General features: G+C 67.0%; 16 protein-coding genes. 5 read left to right on the top strand and 11 right to left on the bottom strand.

Annotated features, from left to right (window positions below; all coding sequences use genetic code 11):
• Positions 1–63: 63 nt before the first annotated feature.
• Genes PQ455_RS11875 through PQ455_RS11860 form a run of 4 tightly spaced genes read right to left on the bottom strand, consistent with a single transcriptional unit; the run spans position 64 to position 2,376 of the window.
• On the bottom strand, positions 64–384 hold the full coding sequence (locus PQ455_RS11875; protein WP_273686294.1) for a type II toxin-antitoxin system PemK/MazF family toxin: 321 nt from the start codon (positions 382–384) through the stop codon (positions 64–66).
• Complete coding sequence (locus tag PQ455_RS11870) at positions 381–599, bottom strand: antitoxin MazE family protein (protein WP_273686293.1); 219 nt, start codon at positions 597–599, stop codon at positions 381–383. Before PQ455_RS11870 ends, PQ455_RS11875 begins: the two co-directional genes overlap by 4 nt.
• Before the next feature lie 59 nt (positions 600–658).
• Positions 659–1,786 (bottom strand): M14 family metallopeptidase, encoded by a 1,128-nt coding sequence (locus PQ455_RS11865; protein ID WP_273686292.1) that lies wholly within the window; start codon positions 1,784–1,786, stop codon positions 659–661.
• Positions 1,783–2,376 (bottom strand): DUF4136 domain-containing protein, encoded by a 594-nt coding sequence (locus tag PQ455_RS11860; RefSeq protein ID WP_273686291.1) that lies wholly within the window; start codon positions 2,374–2,376, stop codon positions 1,783–1,785. Before PQ455_RS11860 ends, PQ455_RS11865 begins: the two co-directional genes overlap by 4 nt.
• Positions 2,377–2,535: 159 nt before the next feature.
• Here PQ455_RS11860 and ykgO point away from each other — a divergent pair, with 159 nt between their 5' ends.
• Together ykgO and PQ455_RS11850 are read left to right on the top strand one after the other, a co-directional pair.
• Positions 2,536–2,661, top strand: a complete 126-nt coding sequence (ykgO, locus tag PQ455_RS11855) for a type B 50S ribosomal protein L36 (protein ID WP_004210176.1) — start codon at positions 2,536–2,538, stop codon at positions 2,659–2,661.
• A 143-nt stretch (positions 2,662–2,804) separates the two neighbouring features.
• The gene (locus PQ455_RS11850; RefSeq protein ID WP_273686288.1) at positions 2,805–3,089 is read left to right on the top strand and encodes a GNAT family N-acetyltransferase; all 285 of its coding nucleotides are present in this window, start codon (positions 2,805–2,807) and stop codon (positions 3,087–3,089) included.
• A gap of 21 nt (positions 3,090–3,110) precedes the next feature.
• Here the strand turns inward: PQ455_RS11850 and uvrA are convergent, their stop codons facing one another.
• The gene (uvrA, locus tag PQ455_RS11845; RefSeq protein WP_273686287.1) at positions 3,111–6,062 is read right to left on the bottom strand and encodes an excinuclease ABC subunit UvrA; all 2,952 of its coding nucleotides are present in this window, start codon (positions 6,060–6,062) and stop codon (positions 3,111–3,113) included.
• Positions 6,063–6,251: 189 nt separating this feature from the next.
• Here uvrA and PQ455_RS11840 point away from each other — a divergent pair, with 189 nt between their 5' ends.
• Positions 6,252–6,578 (top strand): hypothetical protein, encoded by a 327-nt coding sequence (locus tag PQ455_RS11840; protein ID WP_273686286.1) that lies wholly within the window; start codon positions 6,252–6,254, stop codon positions 6,576–6,578.
• A 46-nt stretch (positions 6,579–6,624) separates the two neighbouring features.
• Here the strand turns inward: PQ455_RS11840 and PQ455_RS11835 are convergent, their stop codons facing one another.
• A complete protein-coding gene (locus PQ455_RS11835; RefSeq protein WP_273686285.1) occupies positions 6,625–7,116 on the bottom strand; it encodes a hypothetical protein in 492 nt (163 codons plus the stop codon).
• A gap of 64 nt (positions 7,117–7,180) precedes the next feature.
• Positions 7,181–7,921, bottom strand: a complete 741-nt coding sequence (locus tag PQ455_RS11830; RefSeq protein ID WP_273686284.1) for a hypothetical protein — start codon at positions 7,919–7,921, stop codon at positions 7,181–7,183.
• Positions 7,922–7,996: 75 nt separating this feature from the next.
• Between PQ455_RS11830 and PQ455_RS11825 the strand changes: the two genes are divergently transcribed.
• Entirely contained in the window at positions 7,997–10,135 is a 2,139-nt protein-coding gene (locus PQ455_RS11825) for a TonB-dependent receptor (protein WP_273686283.1), read from the top strand.
• Between the two features lie 115 nt (positions 10,136–10,250).
• On the opposite strand, the gene PQ455_RS11820 is transcribed toward PQ455_RS11825, so the two are convergent.
• Genes PQ455_RS11820 through PQ455_RS11810 form a run of 3 tightly spaced genes read right to left on the bottom strand, consistent with a single transcriptional unit; the run spans position 10,251 to position 13,233 of the window.
• A complete protein-coding gene (locus tag PQ455_RS11820) occupies positions 10,251–11,018 on the bottom strand; it encodes an ABC transporter permease (RefSeq protein ID WP_273686282.1) in 768 nt (255 codons plus the stop codon).
• Entirely contained in the window at positions 11,015–11,947 is a 933-nt protein-coding gene (locus tag PQ455_RS11815; protein WP_273686281.1) for an ABC transporter ATP-binding protein, read from the bottom strand. Before PQ455_RS11815 ends, PQ455_RS11820 begins: the two co-directional genes overlap by 4 nt.
• 38 nt (positions 11,948–11,985) lie before the next feature.
• Positions 11,986–13,233, bottom strand: coding sequence for a putative DNA modification/repair radical SAM protein (locus PQ455_RS11810; protein ID WP_273686279.1), 1,248 nt, complete (start codon positions 13,231–13,233; stop codon positions 11,986–11,988).
• A gap of 191 nt (positions 13,234–13,424) precedes the next feature.
• Here PQ455_RS11810 and PQ455_RS11805 point away from each other — a divergent pair, with 191 nt between their 5' ends.
• Positions 13,425–15,170 (top strand): DUF885 domain-containing protein, encoded by a 1,746-nt coding sequence (locus tag PQ455_RS11805; protein WP_273686278.1) that lies wholly within the window; start codon positions 13,425–13,427, stop codon positions 15,168–15,170.
• Between the two features lie 13 nt (positions 15,171–15,183).
• Here the strand turns inward: PQ455_RS11805 and PQ455_RS11800 are convergent, their stop codons facing one another.
• Positions 15,184–15,576 (bottom strand): SufE family protein, encoded by a 393-nt coding sequence (locus PQ455_RS11800; RefSeq protein ID WP_273686277.1) that lies wholly within the window; start codon positions 15,574–15,576, stop codon positions 15,184–15,186.
• Positions 15,577–15,688 lie beyond the last annotated feature (112 nt).

Here is a 15,688-nt window from a genome sequence, read left to right as displayed (position 1 = left end):
AGCGATCGACCGACAGCAAAACGGCCTCCCCACGCAATGTGGGGAGGCCGTTTTGGTTCAGGGTCAGGCTATGCCCAGAAACACCGCCAGCGCGCGGGTGACGGCGAGCATCGTTTCCGCATCGAGCCGCCCGAAGACATCGCCGATCCGATCGCGTCTGATGCTCATGGGCTTGTCGATCATCACCTGAGAGGGCTTTCGCAGTCCATTCTCGGGCGACGGCTGAATGCTCGGCCGTAACAGCGGCGCGTCCAGCAGGGTGCTTGTAACGAGCAGAACGGTGATCGTGCCGGTCTCGAACTGATCCGACTGGATGATGAGCGCCGGCCGTGGCTTGCCGAAGTCGCCGGGCGTCGCGATCGTGACGATGTCGCCGCGCCTCACGCGTCCCGCTCGAGATCGAGCAGCGCCTCATCGAGAAAGTCGGTCAGGTCGCGATCCGCCGCATCGGCCATGGCGACCATTCGCGCCTGCCGCCGGCATTCCTCGGTGAAGCCTTCGCGCCGGGTATCCGGCACCCATATCTGAATAGGGCGCAGGCCCGCCGCGCGCATCGCATCGCGCCGCTTTTGAACCCGCTGACTGATCGGCATGGCCATGCCATCGCTCCTTCGATGTCAGTTACATGTAACATCGAAAGGGTGATTGGCAAGCTGCCCTACTTCGCCGCCAGCTCCCCGATGATCTGATACAGCGCCCCCATGCAGTCCGCGCCCAGCCGGGCGGATCGATCCGCCGACCAGCCGTAATCGGGGTCGGGCAGGTCGTCATTGTCCTTGAAGGGCATTTCCAACGTCATCGCCACCGCGCCGAAGCGTTCGGCGAGCTGGTTGGTGGACATGGTGAGGTTGGCCTTGCCGGGCGCCGCCGTGGCATAGCCGTGGCGCGTCTGGAAATCGGGTGTCACCGCCGCCAGCGTCGTGCCGTACAGTTTGTAGAGCCGCCCCTGCCGCTCCGTCCACGAGGGGATGCCCTCGAAGCCCGCGAGGAACACGTAGGGGATGGCCTCGTCGCCGTGGACATCCATCGCGAAGTCCACGCCGGTCTCGTCCATCGCATCGCGCACGCACAGCACCTCGGGGCTCCTGTCGGCCGTGGGGGCGTGCCATTCGCGGTTGAGGTTCACGCCGGCCGCGTTGGTGCGCAGATGGCCGCGCCGCGACCCGTCCGGGTTCATGTTGGGCACGACGTGGAAGGTGGCCGCCTTCAGCAGCGCGCGGGCGACGGGGTCGTGCGGGTCGGTCAGCCGCTCCAGCGCGCCTTCCATCCAATATTCGGCCATCGTCTCGCCGGGATGCTGGCGGGCGTAGAGCCACACCTGGAGCGGCCCTTCGCCCAGATCGAGGCAATCCATCTCCTGTCCGTCCAGCGTGCGCCCCAGCGTGCGATAGCGCACCCCCGGCCGGCTCGAAATCTCGGCGATCAGATCGTGGTGCCGCTCCATCGAATAAGGCGCGAAATAGGCGACCCACAGATTGTCGCTGTCGGGCGTCACCTCGATCGTCAGCACGCCGTCGGCATAGCGGGTCGGCGTCGTCAGCCATTCCTCGCGGTCGGAGGAGATGCGCGCGCTATAGCCCGGCCAGCCATCGGGATAGGCCGATTTGGCGGCGTTGATGATCCGCAGGGTCACCGCCCGGCCGGCCGCGCCGGTCAGGCGGAAGTGGAACCATTGATAGAAGTCCGACAGATGATCGGTCACGATCTGGAGGTCGAACCGGTCGCCGTCGGCGGCGACCACCTGGATGTTGCCGCTGTCGAACGCGGCCGAGATATGGCTGGTCATTTGACGCTTATGGTCCTGCCCGACTCTCCGGGGAAGCCCCCAAACAGAGCGGCGGCGAGTTTGGGGGCGGCGTTGGCGGCGGCGGCCTGCTCGGTCCCGCCCTTGGCCTGGGTGACGGCGCGGCCTTCCCAGATGACCGTATTGTCGGATCGACGCTTGATCTGCACCGCCAGATTGGTCTGCACCAGTTCGGTGGCGCGCGCCTTGCCCACGGGCAGGGTGACGCCACCGCCGACGCCCACGTTGCGGCCGAAAGTGCCGCCGCCGATGCCGATCGAGAAGGGCGGGGGCTTGATCGGCCCGGCCGAATATTGGCGCTGCACGTCCACCACCGCGACCAGCTCGGCCGTGCCGCGCGGCGCCGGGGTGAAGCCGTTGCGCGCCAGTTCGCCGTTCACCGCGCCGGCATAGGTTTCATATTCGAGATTCGCGAGCGCCGGGTCGCGCGCCTCGATCGAGATGGCGGCGGGCGCGATCGGCTGGTTGAGATGGAATCGGGTCACCCGCGTATCCGGCGCGGTGGCGCAGGCGGCGAGGGCGAGCAGGGGCAGAGCGAGGGTGGCGCGGATCAACAGGGGGCGGGCGAACATGGGCAGGGCTCCGATCATAGGGGCAGCAACGCGCCTTGGGCCTCTTTCGCTGCACGCAAGCTGACCGAAACGTGCGGCCGGAGGTTGACTCGCCTGCCCCCGCCGCATAGGGGGACGCCTCTTTCGAACAACCTGAAATCTGGGAACAAGGCCCCGGCCATGAAGATCCGCAATTCGCTCAAGTCGCTGAAGGGTCGCCATCGCGACAACCGCGTGATCCGCCGTCGCGGTCGCACCTACGTCATCAACAAGACCAACCGTCGCTTCAAGGCCCGCCAGGGCTGATCCGGCGCCCGGCCGCTTGATGCGGCCGGACCTGTCCTGCAAAACCCGCCGGGGGCCAGCGCCTTCGGCGGGTTTTGCTGTGTCCGGCGAAGATCGAACCATCGTTGCGACACTTCGTTGGGTGACGCGAAGGAGTCCATCCCATGACCGATACCGTCCGCAACAACGCCACCGCGCAACGCTACGAGTTGGCGGTGCCGGGCGGGCTGGCGATCGCCGCCTACAGCCCTGAGGGCGACGTGCTGGCCTTCACCCACACCGAGGTGCCCGAGGCGCTGGAGGGGCAGGGCATCGCCTCCCGGCTGGTGAAGGGCGCGCTGGCGGACGTGCGGGCGCGGGGGCTGAAGATCCGCCCGGCCTGCGCCTTCGTGGCGGCCTATGTGGAGCGCCACCCCGAGGTGCGGGATCTGGTGGCCACAGGCATCTGACAGGATATTCGCGGGTCGCGGTTATTCCGCCGCGACCCGCGCGTTCTGCACCAGCAGCGGCGCCAGATACTTCCCCGTATAGCTGCGCGCCACCTTGGCTACCGTCTCGGGCGGGCCTTCGGCGACGATCTCGCCGCCGCCGGTGCCGCCCTCCGGCCCCAGGTCGATCAGCCAGTCGGCGGTCTTGATGACCTCCAGATTATGTTCGATCACCACCACCGTATTGCCCTGTTCGACCAGCGCGTGCAGCACTTCGAGCAGCTTGCGCACGTCCTCGAAATGCAGGCCCGTCGTGGGCTCGTCGAGGATATAGAGCGTGTTGCCGGTGGCGCGGCGCGACAGCTCCTTGGCCAGCTTCACCCGCTGCGCCTCGCCACCCGAAAGCGTCGTCGCCTGCTGGCCGACCTTGACGTAGCCCAAACCCACTTCGGCCAGCATCGCCATCTTGTCGCGGATCGGCGGCACCGCCTTGAAGAATTCCACCGCATCCTCGACCGTCATGTCCAGCACGTCGGCGATGGAGTGACCCTTGAATTTCACCTCCAGCGTCTCGCGATTGTAGCGCGCGCCATGGCACACGTCGCAGGTGACATAGACGTCGGGCAGGAAGTGCATCTCGATCTTGAGGAGGCCGTCGCCGGTGCACGCCTCGCAGCGCCCGCCCTTCACGTTGAAGCTGAACCGCCCCGGCTTGTAGCCGCGCGCCAGCGATTCCGGCAGCCCGGCGAACCAGTCGCGGATCTGGGTGAAGGCGCCGGTGTAGGTGGCCGGGTTGGAGCGCGGGGTGCGGCCGATCGGCGACTGATCGATGTCGATCACCTTGTCGAGCGCCTCCAGCCCGGTGATCGCCTCGCATGCGCCGGCCACGACCCGCGCGCCATTGAGCGCGCGCGCCGCGCCCGCATAGAGCGTGTCGATCGTGAAGCTCGACTTGCCCGATCCCGACACGCCGGTGATGCAGGTGAAGGTGCCGAGCGGGATCGCCGCCGAGACGCCCTTGAGGTTGTTGGCGGTCGCCCCCTTCACCGTCAGCTTCTTGCCATTGCCCTTGCGCCGCTTGGTGGGCAGCGCGACGGCGCGGCGGCCGGTGAGGTAATCGGCGGTCAGGCTTTTCTCATTGGCCAGCACCTGTTCCAGCGTGCCCTCGGCGACGATCTCGCCGCCATGGACGCCGGCGCCCGGCCCCATGTCGATCACCCAGTCGGCGGTGCGGATCGCATCCTCGTCATGCTCGACGACGATCACGGTGTTGCCCAGGTCACGCAGCCGCTTGAGCGTGACCAGTAGCATGTCGTTGTCGCGCTGGTGCAGGCCGATCGAGGGTTCGTCCAGCACGTACAGCACGCCCGACAGGCCGCTGCCGATCTGGCTCGCCAGCCGGATGCGCTGGCTCTCGCCGCCAGACAGCGTGCCCGACGTGCGATCGAGGTTGAGATAATCCAGCCCGACATTGTCGAGGAAGCCCAGCCGCTCGACGATCTCCTTCAGGATCGGGGCCGCGATCTGGCGGCCCTGATCGGTGAGGTGATCGGGCAGGCCACGGAAGAAGGCCAGCGCCGGCCCCACCGCGCGGCGGGTGGAGATGGAGATGTCCTCGCCGGCGATCTTCACCGCGCGCGCCTCGGGGCGCAGGCGCGCGCCCTCGCACACCTCGCACGGCGCGGCGGACTGATATTTGGCCAGTTCCTCGCGCATCCACGCGCTCTCGGTGGAGGCCATGCGGCGATCGAGATTGCCGATCACGCCCTCGAAGGCCTTGCTCACCTGATACGACTTCTTGCCGTCGATGAAGGTGAGCGTCACCGCCTTCCCCTTGGTGCCGTTCAGCACCACGGCCTGCTGCTCGGGCGTCAGTTCGCGCCACGGCGTCTTGAGCGAGAAATCGAACGCGCGGCCGAGGCTCGCCAGCACCTGCATGTAATAAGGGCTGGGCGGGTTGGACTTGGCCCACGGCACCACCGCGCCCTTCTCGATCGAGAGAAGCTCGTTGGGCACCACCAGCTGCGGATCGAAATAGAGCTTCTCGCCGAGGCCGTCGCACGCCGGGCAGGCGCCCTGCGGCGCGTTGAACGAGAAGAGGCGCGGCTCGATCTCGGCGATGGTGAAGCCCGAGACGGGGCAGGCGAACTTCTCGGAAAATGTGATGCGGTTGGGCGGCAGCGTGCCGACGCCGGCCGCCGCCGATCCCTTGGCGGCGCCCTTCTTGCTGGTGCCCTTGGTGGCCACTTCGGCCTCGCGGCCCGGCACCACCGCGTCGACCAGATCGACATAGGCCAGCCCCTCGGCCAGCTTCAGCGCCGTCTCGAAGCTCTGCGCCAGCCGCGTCTCGATATCGGGCCGCACGACGAGGCGATCGACCACCACCTCGATGTCATGCTTGTATTTCTTGTCGAGCGCGGGGGCCTCCTCGATCTCGACCATCTCGCCGTCGATCCGCACGCGGGTGAAGCCGGCGCGCTGCCATTCGGCCAGCTCCTTCTTATACTCGCCCTTGCGGCCGCGCACGGCGGGGGCGAGCAGCAGGAAGCGCGTGCCCTCCGGCAGCGCCATCACCCGATCGACCATCTGGCTCACGGTCTGCGCCGAGATCGGCAGGCCGGTGGCGGGCGAATAAGGCACGCCCACCCGCGCCCACAGCAGGCGCATGTAATCGTAGATTTCGGTGACGGTCGCCACGGTCGAGCGCGGGTTGCGGCTGGTCGTCTTCTGCTCGATCGAGATCGCGGGGGAGAGGCCCTCGATATGCTCGACATTGGGCTTCTGCATCAGCTCCAGGAACTGGCGCGCATAGGCCGACAGGCTCTCGACATAGCGGCGCTGGCCCTCGGCGTAGATGGTGTCGAAGGCGAGGCTCGACTTGCCCGACCCGGACAGGCCGGTGATGACGACCAGCTTGTCGCGCGGGATTTCGACATCCACGCCCTTCAGATTGTGCTCGCGCGCGCCGCGCACGGAAATGTGGGTCAGGCTCATGGAGTCAGTTCTACTTCTGTTCTGTGCGGAGGGCCAGAGGGGAAGATAGGGTGCGGGTGCGCGGATGCCTAGCGGGGGCGGGGGGCATAAAAGCCCCTCCCCTTCAGGGGAGGGGAGCGCCACCGAAACCCTTGAACTCCCCTGCCAGTGTATTATCTCCCTCCCACACCTCCAGCCCAAGGACCGGCGATGGCGAAGAAGAAGGCCAAATCCCCCAAGCTGCCCAAGGAGATATTGGGCGTGAAGCTGCCGAAGGAAATCCGCGAGCAGGGCGGCGCGCTGCTAGCCAAGGCCGCCGCATCCCCCGCCGCCCGCGAGATCGTCGCCGCCGGCCTCACCATGGCCGCCGCCGCCGCGACCGCCGCCGTGGCGAAGAAGCGCACTCCCGCCGATCCGTCCACCACGCCGCCGAACCCGGCCAGGCCGGCGGGCACCACCGATCCACAGGCGATCGCCGATGCGCTGGGCGGGGCGGCGGAGATCGTGCTGGGGCGGTTGTTTGGGGGAAAGAGGTAAAGGCTGTCTACGGCGCCGCTATCCCGCTTGCCCCGTCACGGCATCGTCAGAACCGTCGCTGGCCCGCATCGACCTTTTCGCACAGGCCGGAAAAATCCTGCCCGGTGCCCTTGATCGTGATTTCGCCGGTCTGGCGATCGATCCTGAGCTTCGGCTTGTTGAGGCCGTTCAGGCGATAGCTCGCCCGGATCTCGTTGGCTCCGACGATCACGTCGTCCAACGGCCACCAATGCTGGTGGTCGCCGCCCGAATTGAGCGGCGGGATGAGCTTCTCCGGCAATCGGATGCGGCCGTCGCTGCCATAGATTTGTAGGGTGACGGCGGAGGCGAAGCCCTGCATTTCGGTCTGCACGCCGCTGCGTGACCGATATTTGTGATCGTAGCGATCCCATTCCAGCGTATTGACGTAGCCGGACCCCAGTTTTTCGCCCTGGCCCGAGCAGATCAGGTTGATCGCGTCACTACCGTCACCGGCCTGAGAGAGCGCCGGGGTGGCGAGAAGGAGCGTTGCGGTTGCCGCCAGCGAAATCCCACGCAATGCCATTCTCCCGCTTGTTTCGCGGCAGGATGACAGAAGCTGACCGTGCGGGCCAGCGCCTTGGCTAGAGAATTACGATCGCGGCGAGCAGAAAAAGGCCCACGCTGCAAAAGGTCGACAAAAGCGCGTCACCCGCCCCTACCAATAATGGCACACGCAAGCGGCGCGCGAACCAGCATGTCTGGACCGACAGATACCAGACGACCGCCGTGCCGATCGATACGGCCGCGACGATATGGGCTCCGGTGAAGGCGAACCCGCCGGCGAGGCTACCCACGCCCACGAGCAAGGCGAGCGGAGCGGTCGTGTAGCATTGTCCGTAGAACGGCCGCCGCAAGCTGGCATGGGTCAATCGCGTGTGCTGACGACGCAGCAAACGCACCGCCATCATGAGGGGGAACAGGCTGAACAGCAGCAGCCTCAGCGCGAGCAGCGCCAGATCGCTGTCGACAAGCGCGGCGAGCCCGTGATTGTCGGACAACAAGGGATTGCGGGGCGCGACGGTGACCTCGAAGCCATGCGACAGCAGCAACGTCAGAAACAGGAAGAGAGGCGGCCGGATCGCATCCTCATATTGATCCTCGGGGCGATCCGAGACCTCGCGATCGGCATAGTTCATCATCCGCTGCGGGTGGAACAGCGTGCGCCATAGTGTCAGCGGATAGAAAACGAGCCAACTCGCCACGGCATAAAGCGCCTCGTCGAGTGACTCGATGATCTTCATGAAATCCATCGGCGGAGCTTCGCGCGCGGACGGCGCGGTGTCGAGGGGGCTGGCATGTAATGATATGTTGTAACATCCCACAAACCCCGCTAGACCCCCTTCGCAGTTGCAGCAGAGGCGCGCCGGTATCCGCGCGTCGGGGCGAGTGGAGCGTACATGACGAAGGCGATTTTCCTGTCGAGCGTGGCCCTGTTGGGTCTGGGAATAAGCGCGGCGAGCCCGGCGCTGGCGGCCGACGCGGCGCCGCCCTCCGCGCATGACGCCACCCATGGCGCCGCCGACGATCATGGCGCCCCCGCGACCGACATCATCGTCACCGCCCCCTTCCACCGCGATCGCGGCGATGTCATCTCGACCGTGTCGATCCTCCAGGGCGAGGCGCTGACCAAGGCGCTGCGGCCGACGATCGGCGAGACGCTCGCCCGCACCCCCGGTGTGTCGGCCACCTCCTTCGGCCCCAACGCCTCGCGCCCCGTGCTGCGCGGCCTTCAGGGCGAGCGGGTGCGCGTGCTGACCGACGGCATCGGCTCGATCGACGTGTCCAACACCAGCGTCGATCATGCGGTGGCGATCAATCCGCTGCTGGCCGAGCGTGTAGAGGTGCTGCGCGGGCCGGAATCCTTGCTGTTCGGCTCCTCGGCGATCGGCGGCGTGGTCAATGTGATCGATCGCCGCATCCCGCGCGCCATCCCTAAGGAAGCCGTCCACGCCGACGCGATCGGCACCTATGGCTCGGCCGCGAACGAGCGGTCGGTGTCGGGATCGGTCGATGTGCCAGTCGGCTCAATGTTCGTGGCGCACGCCGACGGCAGCTATCTGAAGACCGGCGACCTGCGCATCGGCGGCAACGTGCTGGCGCCCGCCGCGCGCGCCGAGGCGCTGGCGTCGGCCCGCCTGCCCGCCGATCCCGCCAGCGAGGTGGATTTCGCCGAGAATGCCGCGCTGCGCGGCAAGCTGCCCAACAGCGCGTCGGAGACGTGGACCGCCGGCGTCGGCGGCGCGATCATCACCGAGGGCGGCAGCCTCGGCGTCGCCTACAGCCATTACGACAGCCTCTATGGCGTGCCCGTCCGTTACGCGACCCAGCCGGGGCAGGAGCAGGAAGGCCCGCGCCTCCAGCTGAAGCAGGACCGCATCGACGCCCGCGCCGAGATCGAGACCGGCGGCCAGATCCTGTCAGCGATCCGCACCCGCTTCGGCTTCGCGGACTATCGCCATTCGGAGCTGGAGGAGGATGGTTCGGTCGGCACCACTTTCTATAACAAGGGGTTCGAGGGCCGGCTGGAACTGGCGCAGGCCCAGCATGGCGGCTGGAAGGGCGCCACCGGCCTCCAATATTCCAACCGCGACTTCAACGTGGTGGGCGACGAGGCTTTCCTGCCCAAGAGCAACAGCCAGGAATTCGGCCTCTTCACGCTCCAGCAATTCGATCTCGACGCGCTGAAGCTGGAGGGCGGCGCGCGTTACGAACATAGCGTGCGCACCGCGATGCCGCTGGCCAGCCAGCCGCAATTCGCCGCCGTGAAGCGCACGTTCGATACCGTCTCGGGCTCGCTCGGCGCCTCCTACAAGGTCGCGGGCGACTGGCGGGTGGGCGTGAACCTGTCGCGCACCGTCCGCGCGCCATCCGCCGAGGAATTGTTCGCCAACGGGCCGCACGCCGGCACCGAATCCTTCGAGATCGGCAATCCCGATTTCCGCACCGAGCGCAGCTGGGGCGTCGAGGGTGTGCTGAAGGGCGGCGGGCCGGGCTATACGTTCGAGGCGTCGGCCTACCACAATTGGTTCTCGAACTTCATCTACGAGGACCGGACCGGCGCGATCGAGGATGGCCTGCCGGTCTACCAGCAGCGCCAGGCCGATGCGCGTTATTATGGCGTCGAGGCGCAGGCGGCGGTCGATCTCGCGAAGATCGGCGCCTTTACCGTGAAGGCCGACGCGGTCGGCGATTATGTCCACGCGACCATCAAGAATGTCGGCCCCGCGCCGCGCATCCCGCCGCTCCGCCTGCTCGGCGGGCTGGGCGCCACCAGCGACAGGCTGGATGGCCGGATCGAGGTGGAATGGACCGACAACCAGCCGCGCCTAGCGCTCAACGAGACCGCGACGAAGGGCTTCACGCTGGTCAACGCCGAACTGGGCTTCCGCCCATGGGGCAAGGATCGCCCGGTCAGCTTCCTGCTCTCCGCCAACAACATCTTCGACGTGGATGCCCGCCGCCACGCCAGCTTCCTCAAGGATTTCGCGCCGCTCAGCGGCCGGGATATCCGGGTGACGGCGCGGCTTTCGATCTGAATTGGCCAGTCGGCGGTCGCGCCCTGGCGGGGCGCGGCCGACTCACGTCGTTGGCCGGACTGATCGCCCGGAGGGGGCGAAGGACGAGCGGCTACGAGAATCCTGTCAGATCAGCTCATGTCCGCAGCCGCCAGCCCGTCTTGAAGATCCAGCTGATCACCCCGATGCACGCCAGCAGGAACAGCAGGGTCAGCCCCGCCGACACGCGGATGTCGACGTCGGCGATGCCGTAGAAGGCCCAGCGGAAGCCGTTCACCAGATAGACGATCGGGTTGAACAAAGTGATCGTGCGCCACGGCTGGGGCAGCATGTCGATCGAATAGAAGGTGCCGCCCAGGAAGGTGAGGGGGGTGATGATCATCAGCGGCACGATCTGGAGCTTCTCGAACCCGTCCGCCCAGCAGCCGAGGATGAAGCCGAACAGGCAGAAGCTCACCGTGATGAGGATCAGGAACACCAGCGCCCAGAAGGGATGCTCGATATGATAAGGCACGAACAGCCGCGCGGTGGCCAGGATGATGAGCGCCAGGATCACCGATTTGGTCGCCGCCGCGCCGACATAGCCCAGCAGCGTCTCCGCCACGCCCACCGGCGCCGAGAGCAGTTCGTAGATCGTGCCCGTGAAGCGTGGCAGGTAGATCCCGAAACTGGCGTTGGCGATGCTTTCCGACAGGATCGTCAGCAGCATCAGGCCGGGGATGATGAAGGCGCCATAGGGGATGCCGTTCACCTCCTGCATCCGCCCGCCGATCGCCGATCCGAACACGACGAAATAGAGCGAGGTCGTCAGCACCGGCGTGAAGATGCTCTGGAACAGGGTGCGCCAGGTGCGCGCCAGCTCGAACAGGTAGATCGCGCGGACCGCGTGCAGGTTGATGCTCATCGCCGGCCTCCCTCGACCAGATCGACGAAGATATCCTCGAGGCTCGATCGGTGGCTGTCGAGCGTGCGGAAATCGATCCCCAGCGCCTCCAGCCGCTTGACCAGCTTGGCGAGCCCGCGCGTTTCGGCCTCCTCGGCCGTGATGACATAGGTGATCGTGCCGCCGTCGTCCGACAGGGTCAGCGGCCAGTCGGCCAGCCCCTCGGGCAGTGCGGCGAGCGGCTCGGTCAGGCCAACGATCGCCTCCTGCTTGCCCAGGCGGCCGAGCAGCTCGGCTTTCTCCTCGACGAGGATCAGCTGGCCCTTGTCGATCACCCCAATGCGGTCGGCCATCTCCTCGGCCTCCTCGATATAATGGGTGGTGAGGATGATGGTGACGCCCTGATCGCGCAGCTTGCCGATCATCTCCCACATGTCGCGGCGCAGCTCGACGTCGACGCCGGCGGTGGGTTCGTCGAGGAAGAGGATGTCGGGCTCGTGCGCCAGCGCCTTGGCGATCAGCACGCGGCGTTTCATGCCGCCCGACAGCGCCATGATCTTGGCGTCGCGCTTGTCCCACAGGGAAAGCGATTTCAGGATGCGCTCGACGACGGCGGGATCCTTCGGCTTGCCGAACAGGCCGCGCGAGAAGGCCACGGTATGGGCGACATGCTCGAACATGTCGGTCGCCAGTTCCTGAGGGACGAGGCCGATGCGCGCGCGGGCGCCGCGCCAGTCGGCGCGCACGTCCACCCCGTCCACCTCGATCGTCCCGCCGGTCGCGCGGACGAGGCCGCACACCGCGCCGATCAGGGTGGTCTTGCCCGCCCCGTTCGGCCCCAGCAGCGCGAAGATCTCGCCCCGCCGGATATCCAGATCGACGCCCTTCAACGCCTGATGACCCGAGGCGTAGGTCTTGGCGAGCCCCTTGATGGAAAGAATCGGTTTCACGCCCGCAACAATGGGGTGTCGGGCGGGGGTTTCCAATGTCACGCCGCGAACAATTCCATCTGCTCGCGTTTCGGCGCGATGCGGGCCTTCAGATCGACCTTGTCGGTCAGCAGGGTCGGCCGCCAGTCCGCCGTGACGATGAAGGGCCGCAGCTTCGTGACCGACACGGTCAGCCGCGCCACGTCGTCGAGCCGCAGGGTGCGCCAGCGCCGCGCCGCGAGGATCGATCCCACCGCCTTGGTCCCCAGCCCCGGCACCCGCAACAGCATCTCGCGCGGGGCGCGGTTGATATCGACGGGGAAATGCTCGCGGAATTTCAGCGCCCAGGCCAGCTTCGGATCGATGTCGAGCGGCAGCATCCCGTCGTCCCCCGCCGCCGCGACCACCTCCCTGGGCTGGAAGCCGTAGAAGCGCATCAGCCAGTCGGACTGGTACAGGCGATGCTCGCGCATCAGCGGCGGGCGCTGGAGCGGCAGGACGGCGCTGGCATCGGGGATCGGGCTGAACGCCGAATAATAGACCCGCCTGAGGCCGAAGCGATCGTAGAGCCGGCTGGCGGTCGTCACGATCTCGCCGTCGCTCGCGCTGTCGGCCCCCACGATCATCTGCGTCGATTGGCCGGCGGGCGCGAAGCGCGGGGCCGATCGATAGCGTTTGCGCGCGTCGGCCGTATCCTCGATCTTCGTCTTCATGTCGCGCATCGCACCCTCGATGCGCGGCGCGGACTTCTCCGGCGCCAGCCGGGCGAGGCCGCGCGTCGTCGGCAGCTCGACGTTGATCGAGACGCGATCGGCATGGAGGCCCGCCTGCGCGATCAGCTCCGGGTCGGCGTCGGGAATGGTCTTGAGGTGGATGTATCCGCGAAACTGATGATCCTCGCGCAGCGATCGCGCCACCTCCACGATCTGCTCCATCGTGTAATTGGAGGAGCGGATGATGCCCGAGGAGAGAAATAGCCCTTCGATATAATTGCGGCGATAGAAGGCGAGGGTGAGCTGCACCACCTCCTGCGCAGTGAAGCGCGCGCGCCGCACGTTCGAGCTTTTGCGGTTGATGCAATAATGGCAGTCGAAGATGCAGCTGTTGGTCAGCAATATCTTGAGCAGGCTGATGCAGCGGCCGTCGGGCGCATAGGCATGGCAGATGCCCATGCCCTCGGTCGATCCGATCCCCTTGGCCTTCCCCTCGCTCGATCGCTTGGCCGTGCCGGAAGAGGCGCAGGACGCATCATATTTCGCCGCATCGGCGAGAATGGCGAGCTTTTCGCGGGTGTCGAGTTGCGCCATTTGTTCGATATATGTTCGACGAGCGGGGCTGTCCAGCCTCGCTCGTCGCCCCGGCGCAGGCCGGGGCCTCGGCAGGCTGGGGGCGACGTCGTGGCGGCCACCTGTGGCCCCGGCCTGCGCCGGGGCGACGGCTGGGGTTGGGCTCTCCCCAAATCATGCTACCCCCACCCCACACATCTGAAGGGGGCATCATGCGCAAGGCAATCGCGGCACTGGCTTTGGCGACGGCGTCGATCGCCCCCGCCGCCCCGGCCGACGACTTCAAGGCATTGCTCGCCGATCACTGGCGCTGGACGCTGGCCAACAATCCCGTGCTGGCCTCACGGATGGGCGACCGGTCCGGCGACGGCAAGCTCGACGACATCAGCCTCGCCGGCGCCGACCGGAAGGCGAAGGGCGCGCAGGGCTTCATCGATCGGCTGAAGGCCATCCCCGACACCGGCCTGTCGGTCGCCGATCGCGAGAACAAGGCGGTGCTGCTCCGCCTGCTCGGCCAGTCGATCGAGGGCAATCGCTTCGGCCAGCGGCAGATGCTGTTCACGACCTATTACAGCTGGTTCCAGGGCTTCGCGAGCCTCGCCGATCGCTCGCCCTTCAAGACGGCGGCGGACTATCGCTCCTACCTCGACCGGCTGGCGGCCTACCCGGCCTATAATGCCGAGGCGATAAAGATCACCGCGCAGGCGGTCGCGGGCGGCTTCACCCAGCCGTGCGACGTGCTGGGCGGCTTCGACAAGACGATCGCCGGGCTGATCGCGCCCGATCCGGCGCAATCGCGCTTCCTCCAGCCCTTCGCCCGCGCCCGGCCGGGCGACATGAGCGAGGCGGAATGGGCGGCGGCCAAGGCGCGGGCGGGAGAGATCGTCACGACCATCCTCAACCCGCAGCACGAAAAGCTGCTCGCCTTCTACCGCACCATTTATCTGCCGAAGTGCCGCAAGACCGAAGGTGCCTCGTCGATGCCGCAGGGCGCGGCCTACTATGCCTTTCGCGTGCGCGCCGAGACGACGACCGACTTCACCCCCGATCAGATCCACCGGATCGGCCTGTCCGAAGTGGCGCGCATCGGCGCCGAGATGGACGCGCTGGCGAAACGCGCCGACTACCCCGACCGCGCCGCCTTCGTCACCAAGCTCCGCACCGATCCGGCCTATTACGCCCGAACGCCCGAGGCGCTGATGGCGGTGGCGGCGCTACAGGCCAAGCGGATCGACGGGATGCTCCCCGCCTGGTTCGCCACCCTGCCGCGCCTGCCCTACGGCATCCGCGCCATTCCGGCCGAAACCGCCGAGGGCACCACCACGGCCTATTACGGGCCGGGCAGCCCGGCGGCGGGCATCGCCGGCACCTATTGGGTCAACACCTCCAAGCTCGACCAGCGCCCACTCTACGAACTGCCGGCGCTCACCGCGCACGAGTCCGTTCCCGGTCACCACAACCAGATCGCCCGCGCGCAGGAACTCGACCTGCCCGAATTTCGCCGCAACGCCAGCTTCGCCGCCTTCACCGAAGGCTGGGGCCTCTATGCCGAGAAACTCGGCATCGCGATGGGGCTGTACGACACGCCGGAGAAGGAGATGGGCCGCCTCTCCTACGAGATGTGGCGCGCCTGTCGCCTTGTGGTGGACACCGGCATCCACTCGAAGGGCTGGACCAAGGCGCAGGCGATCGCCTTCATGACCGAGCATACGGCGCTGTCGGCCGCCAATATCGAGGCGGAGGTCAATCGCTACATCAGCTGGCCGGGGCAGGCGCTGGCCTACAAATTGGGCGAACTGCGCATCCTGGCTATCCGCGCCAGGGCGGAAAAGGCGCTCGGCGCCCGCTTCGACATCCGCCGCTTCCACGATGCCGTGCTGGGCGGCGGCGCGATCCCGCTCGACGTGCTGGAAGCGCGGATGGATGCCTGGGTGGAGGCGGAAAAGGCGGCGGGCTGACGCGCCGCCGAAGTTAAGCCGTCGCCCGGATCAGCGCGATCATGTTGGGAATGCCCTGCGTCCGGTTCGAGCTGAGCTGGCTCTTCAGATCGAACGGCGCCAGCGCGCCCTCGATATCGGTTCCGGCGATTTCGGCGGGGGTGCGGTCCTGCACCGTCATCAGCACGAGGGCGATGATGCCCTTGGTGATGGCGGCATTGCTGTCGGCCAGGAAGTGCAGCCGGCCGTCGTCCAGGGTGGTGGGATAGACCCACACCGCCGCCGAACAGCCCCGCACGAGGGTCGCGTCGGTCTTGAGCGCCTCGGGCATCGCCTCCAGATCGCGACCCAGATCGATCAGCAGGCGGTAGCGATCGTCGGCGTCGAGGAAGTCATATTCGTCGAGAATGTCGGCAAGGTCGGTCATGGGCGGTGCCGATAGACGGCTTGGGCCGGCGCGTCACCTTGAGAAACTCACTCCGTTCGTCCTGAGCGTAGTCGAAGGACGTGCCCCAATCGCCCCGCCTGCCTCCCGTGCT

This window comes from Sphingomonas naphthae, assembly GCF_028607085.1.
Taxonomy (GTDB): Bacteria; Pseudomonadota; Alphaproteobacteria; order Sphingomonadales; family Sphingomonadaceae; genus Sphingomonas_Q; species Sphingomonas_Q naphthae.
Note: the sequence above shows the minus strand (reverse complement) of the source record. Positions and strands in the feature narration are given on the sequence as shown.

Bases quoted from the DNA above. Each gene is read 5' to 3' on its own strand.
- PQ455_RS11870 (WP_273686293.1), bottom strand. From the start codon at position 599: ATGGCCATGCCGATCAGTCAGCGGGTTCAAAAGCGGCGCGATGCGATG.
- PQ455_RS11865 (WP_273686292.1), bottom strand. From the start codon at position 1,786: ATGACCAGCCATATCTCGGCCGCGTTCGACAGCGGCAACATCCAGGTG.
- PQ455_RS11860 (WP_273686291.1), bottom strand. From the start codon at position 2,376: ATGTTCGCCCGCCCCCTGTTGATCCGCGCCACCCTCGCTCTGCCCCTG.
- ykgO (WP_004210176.1), top strand. From the start codon at position 2,536: ATGAAGATCCGCAATTCGCTCAAGTCGCTGAAGGGTCGCCATCGCGAC.
- PQ455_RS11850 (WP_273686288.1), top strand. From the start codon at position 2,805: ATGACCGATACCGTCCGCAACAACGCCACCGCGCAACGCTACGAGTTG.
- uvrA (WP_273686287.1), bottom strand. From the start codon at position 6,062: ATGAGCCTGACCCACATTTCCGTGCGCGGCGCGCGCGAGCACAATCTG.
- PQ455_RS11840 (WP_273686286.1), top strand. From the start codon at position 6,252: ATGGCGAAGAAGAAGGCCAAATCCCCCAAGCTGCCCAAGGAGATATTG.
- PQ455_RS11825 (WP_273686283.1), top strand. From the start codon at position 7,997: ATGACGAAGGCGATTTTCCTGTCGAGCGTGGCCCTGTTGGGTCTGGGA.
- PQ455_RS11820 (WP_273686282.1), bottom strand. From the start codon at position 11,018: ATGAGCATCAACCTGCACGCGGTCCGCGCGATCTACCTGTTCGAGCTG.
- PQ455_RS11810 (WP_273686279.1), bottom strand. From the start codon at position 13,233: ATGGCGCAACTCGACACCCGCGAAAAGCTCGCCATTCTCGCCGATGCG.
- PQ455_RS11805 (WP_273686278.1), top strand. From the start codon at position 13,425: ATGCGCAAGGCAATCGCGGCACTGGCTTTGGCGACGGCGTCGATCGCC.
- PQ455_RS11800 (WP_273686277.1), bottom strand. From the start codon at position 15,576: ATGACCGACCTTGCCGACATTCTCGACGAATATGACTTCCTCGACGCC.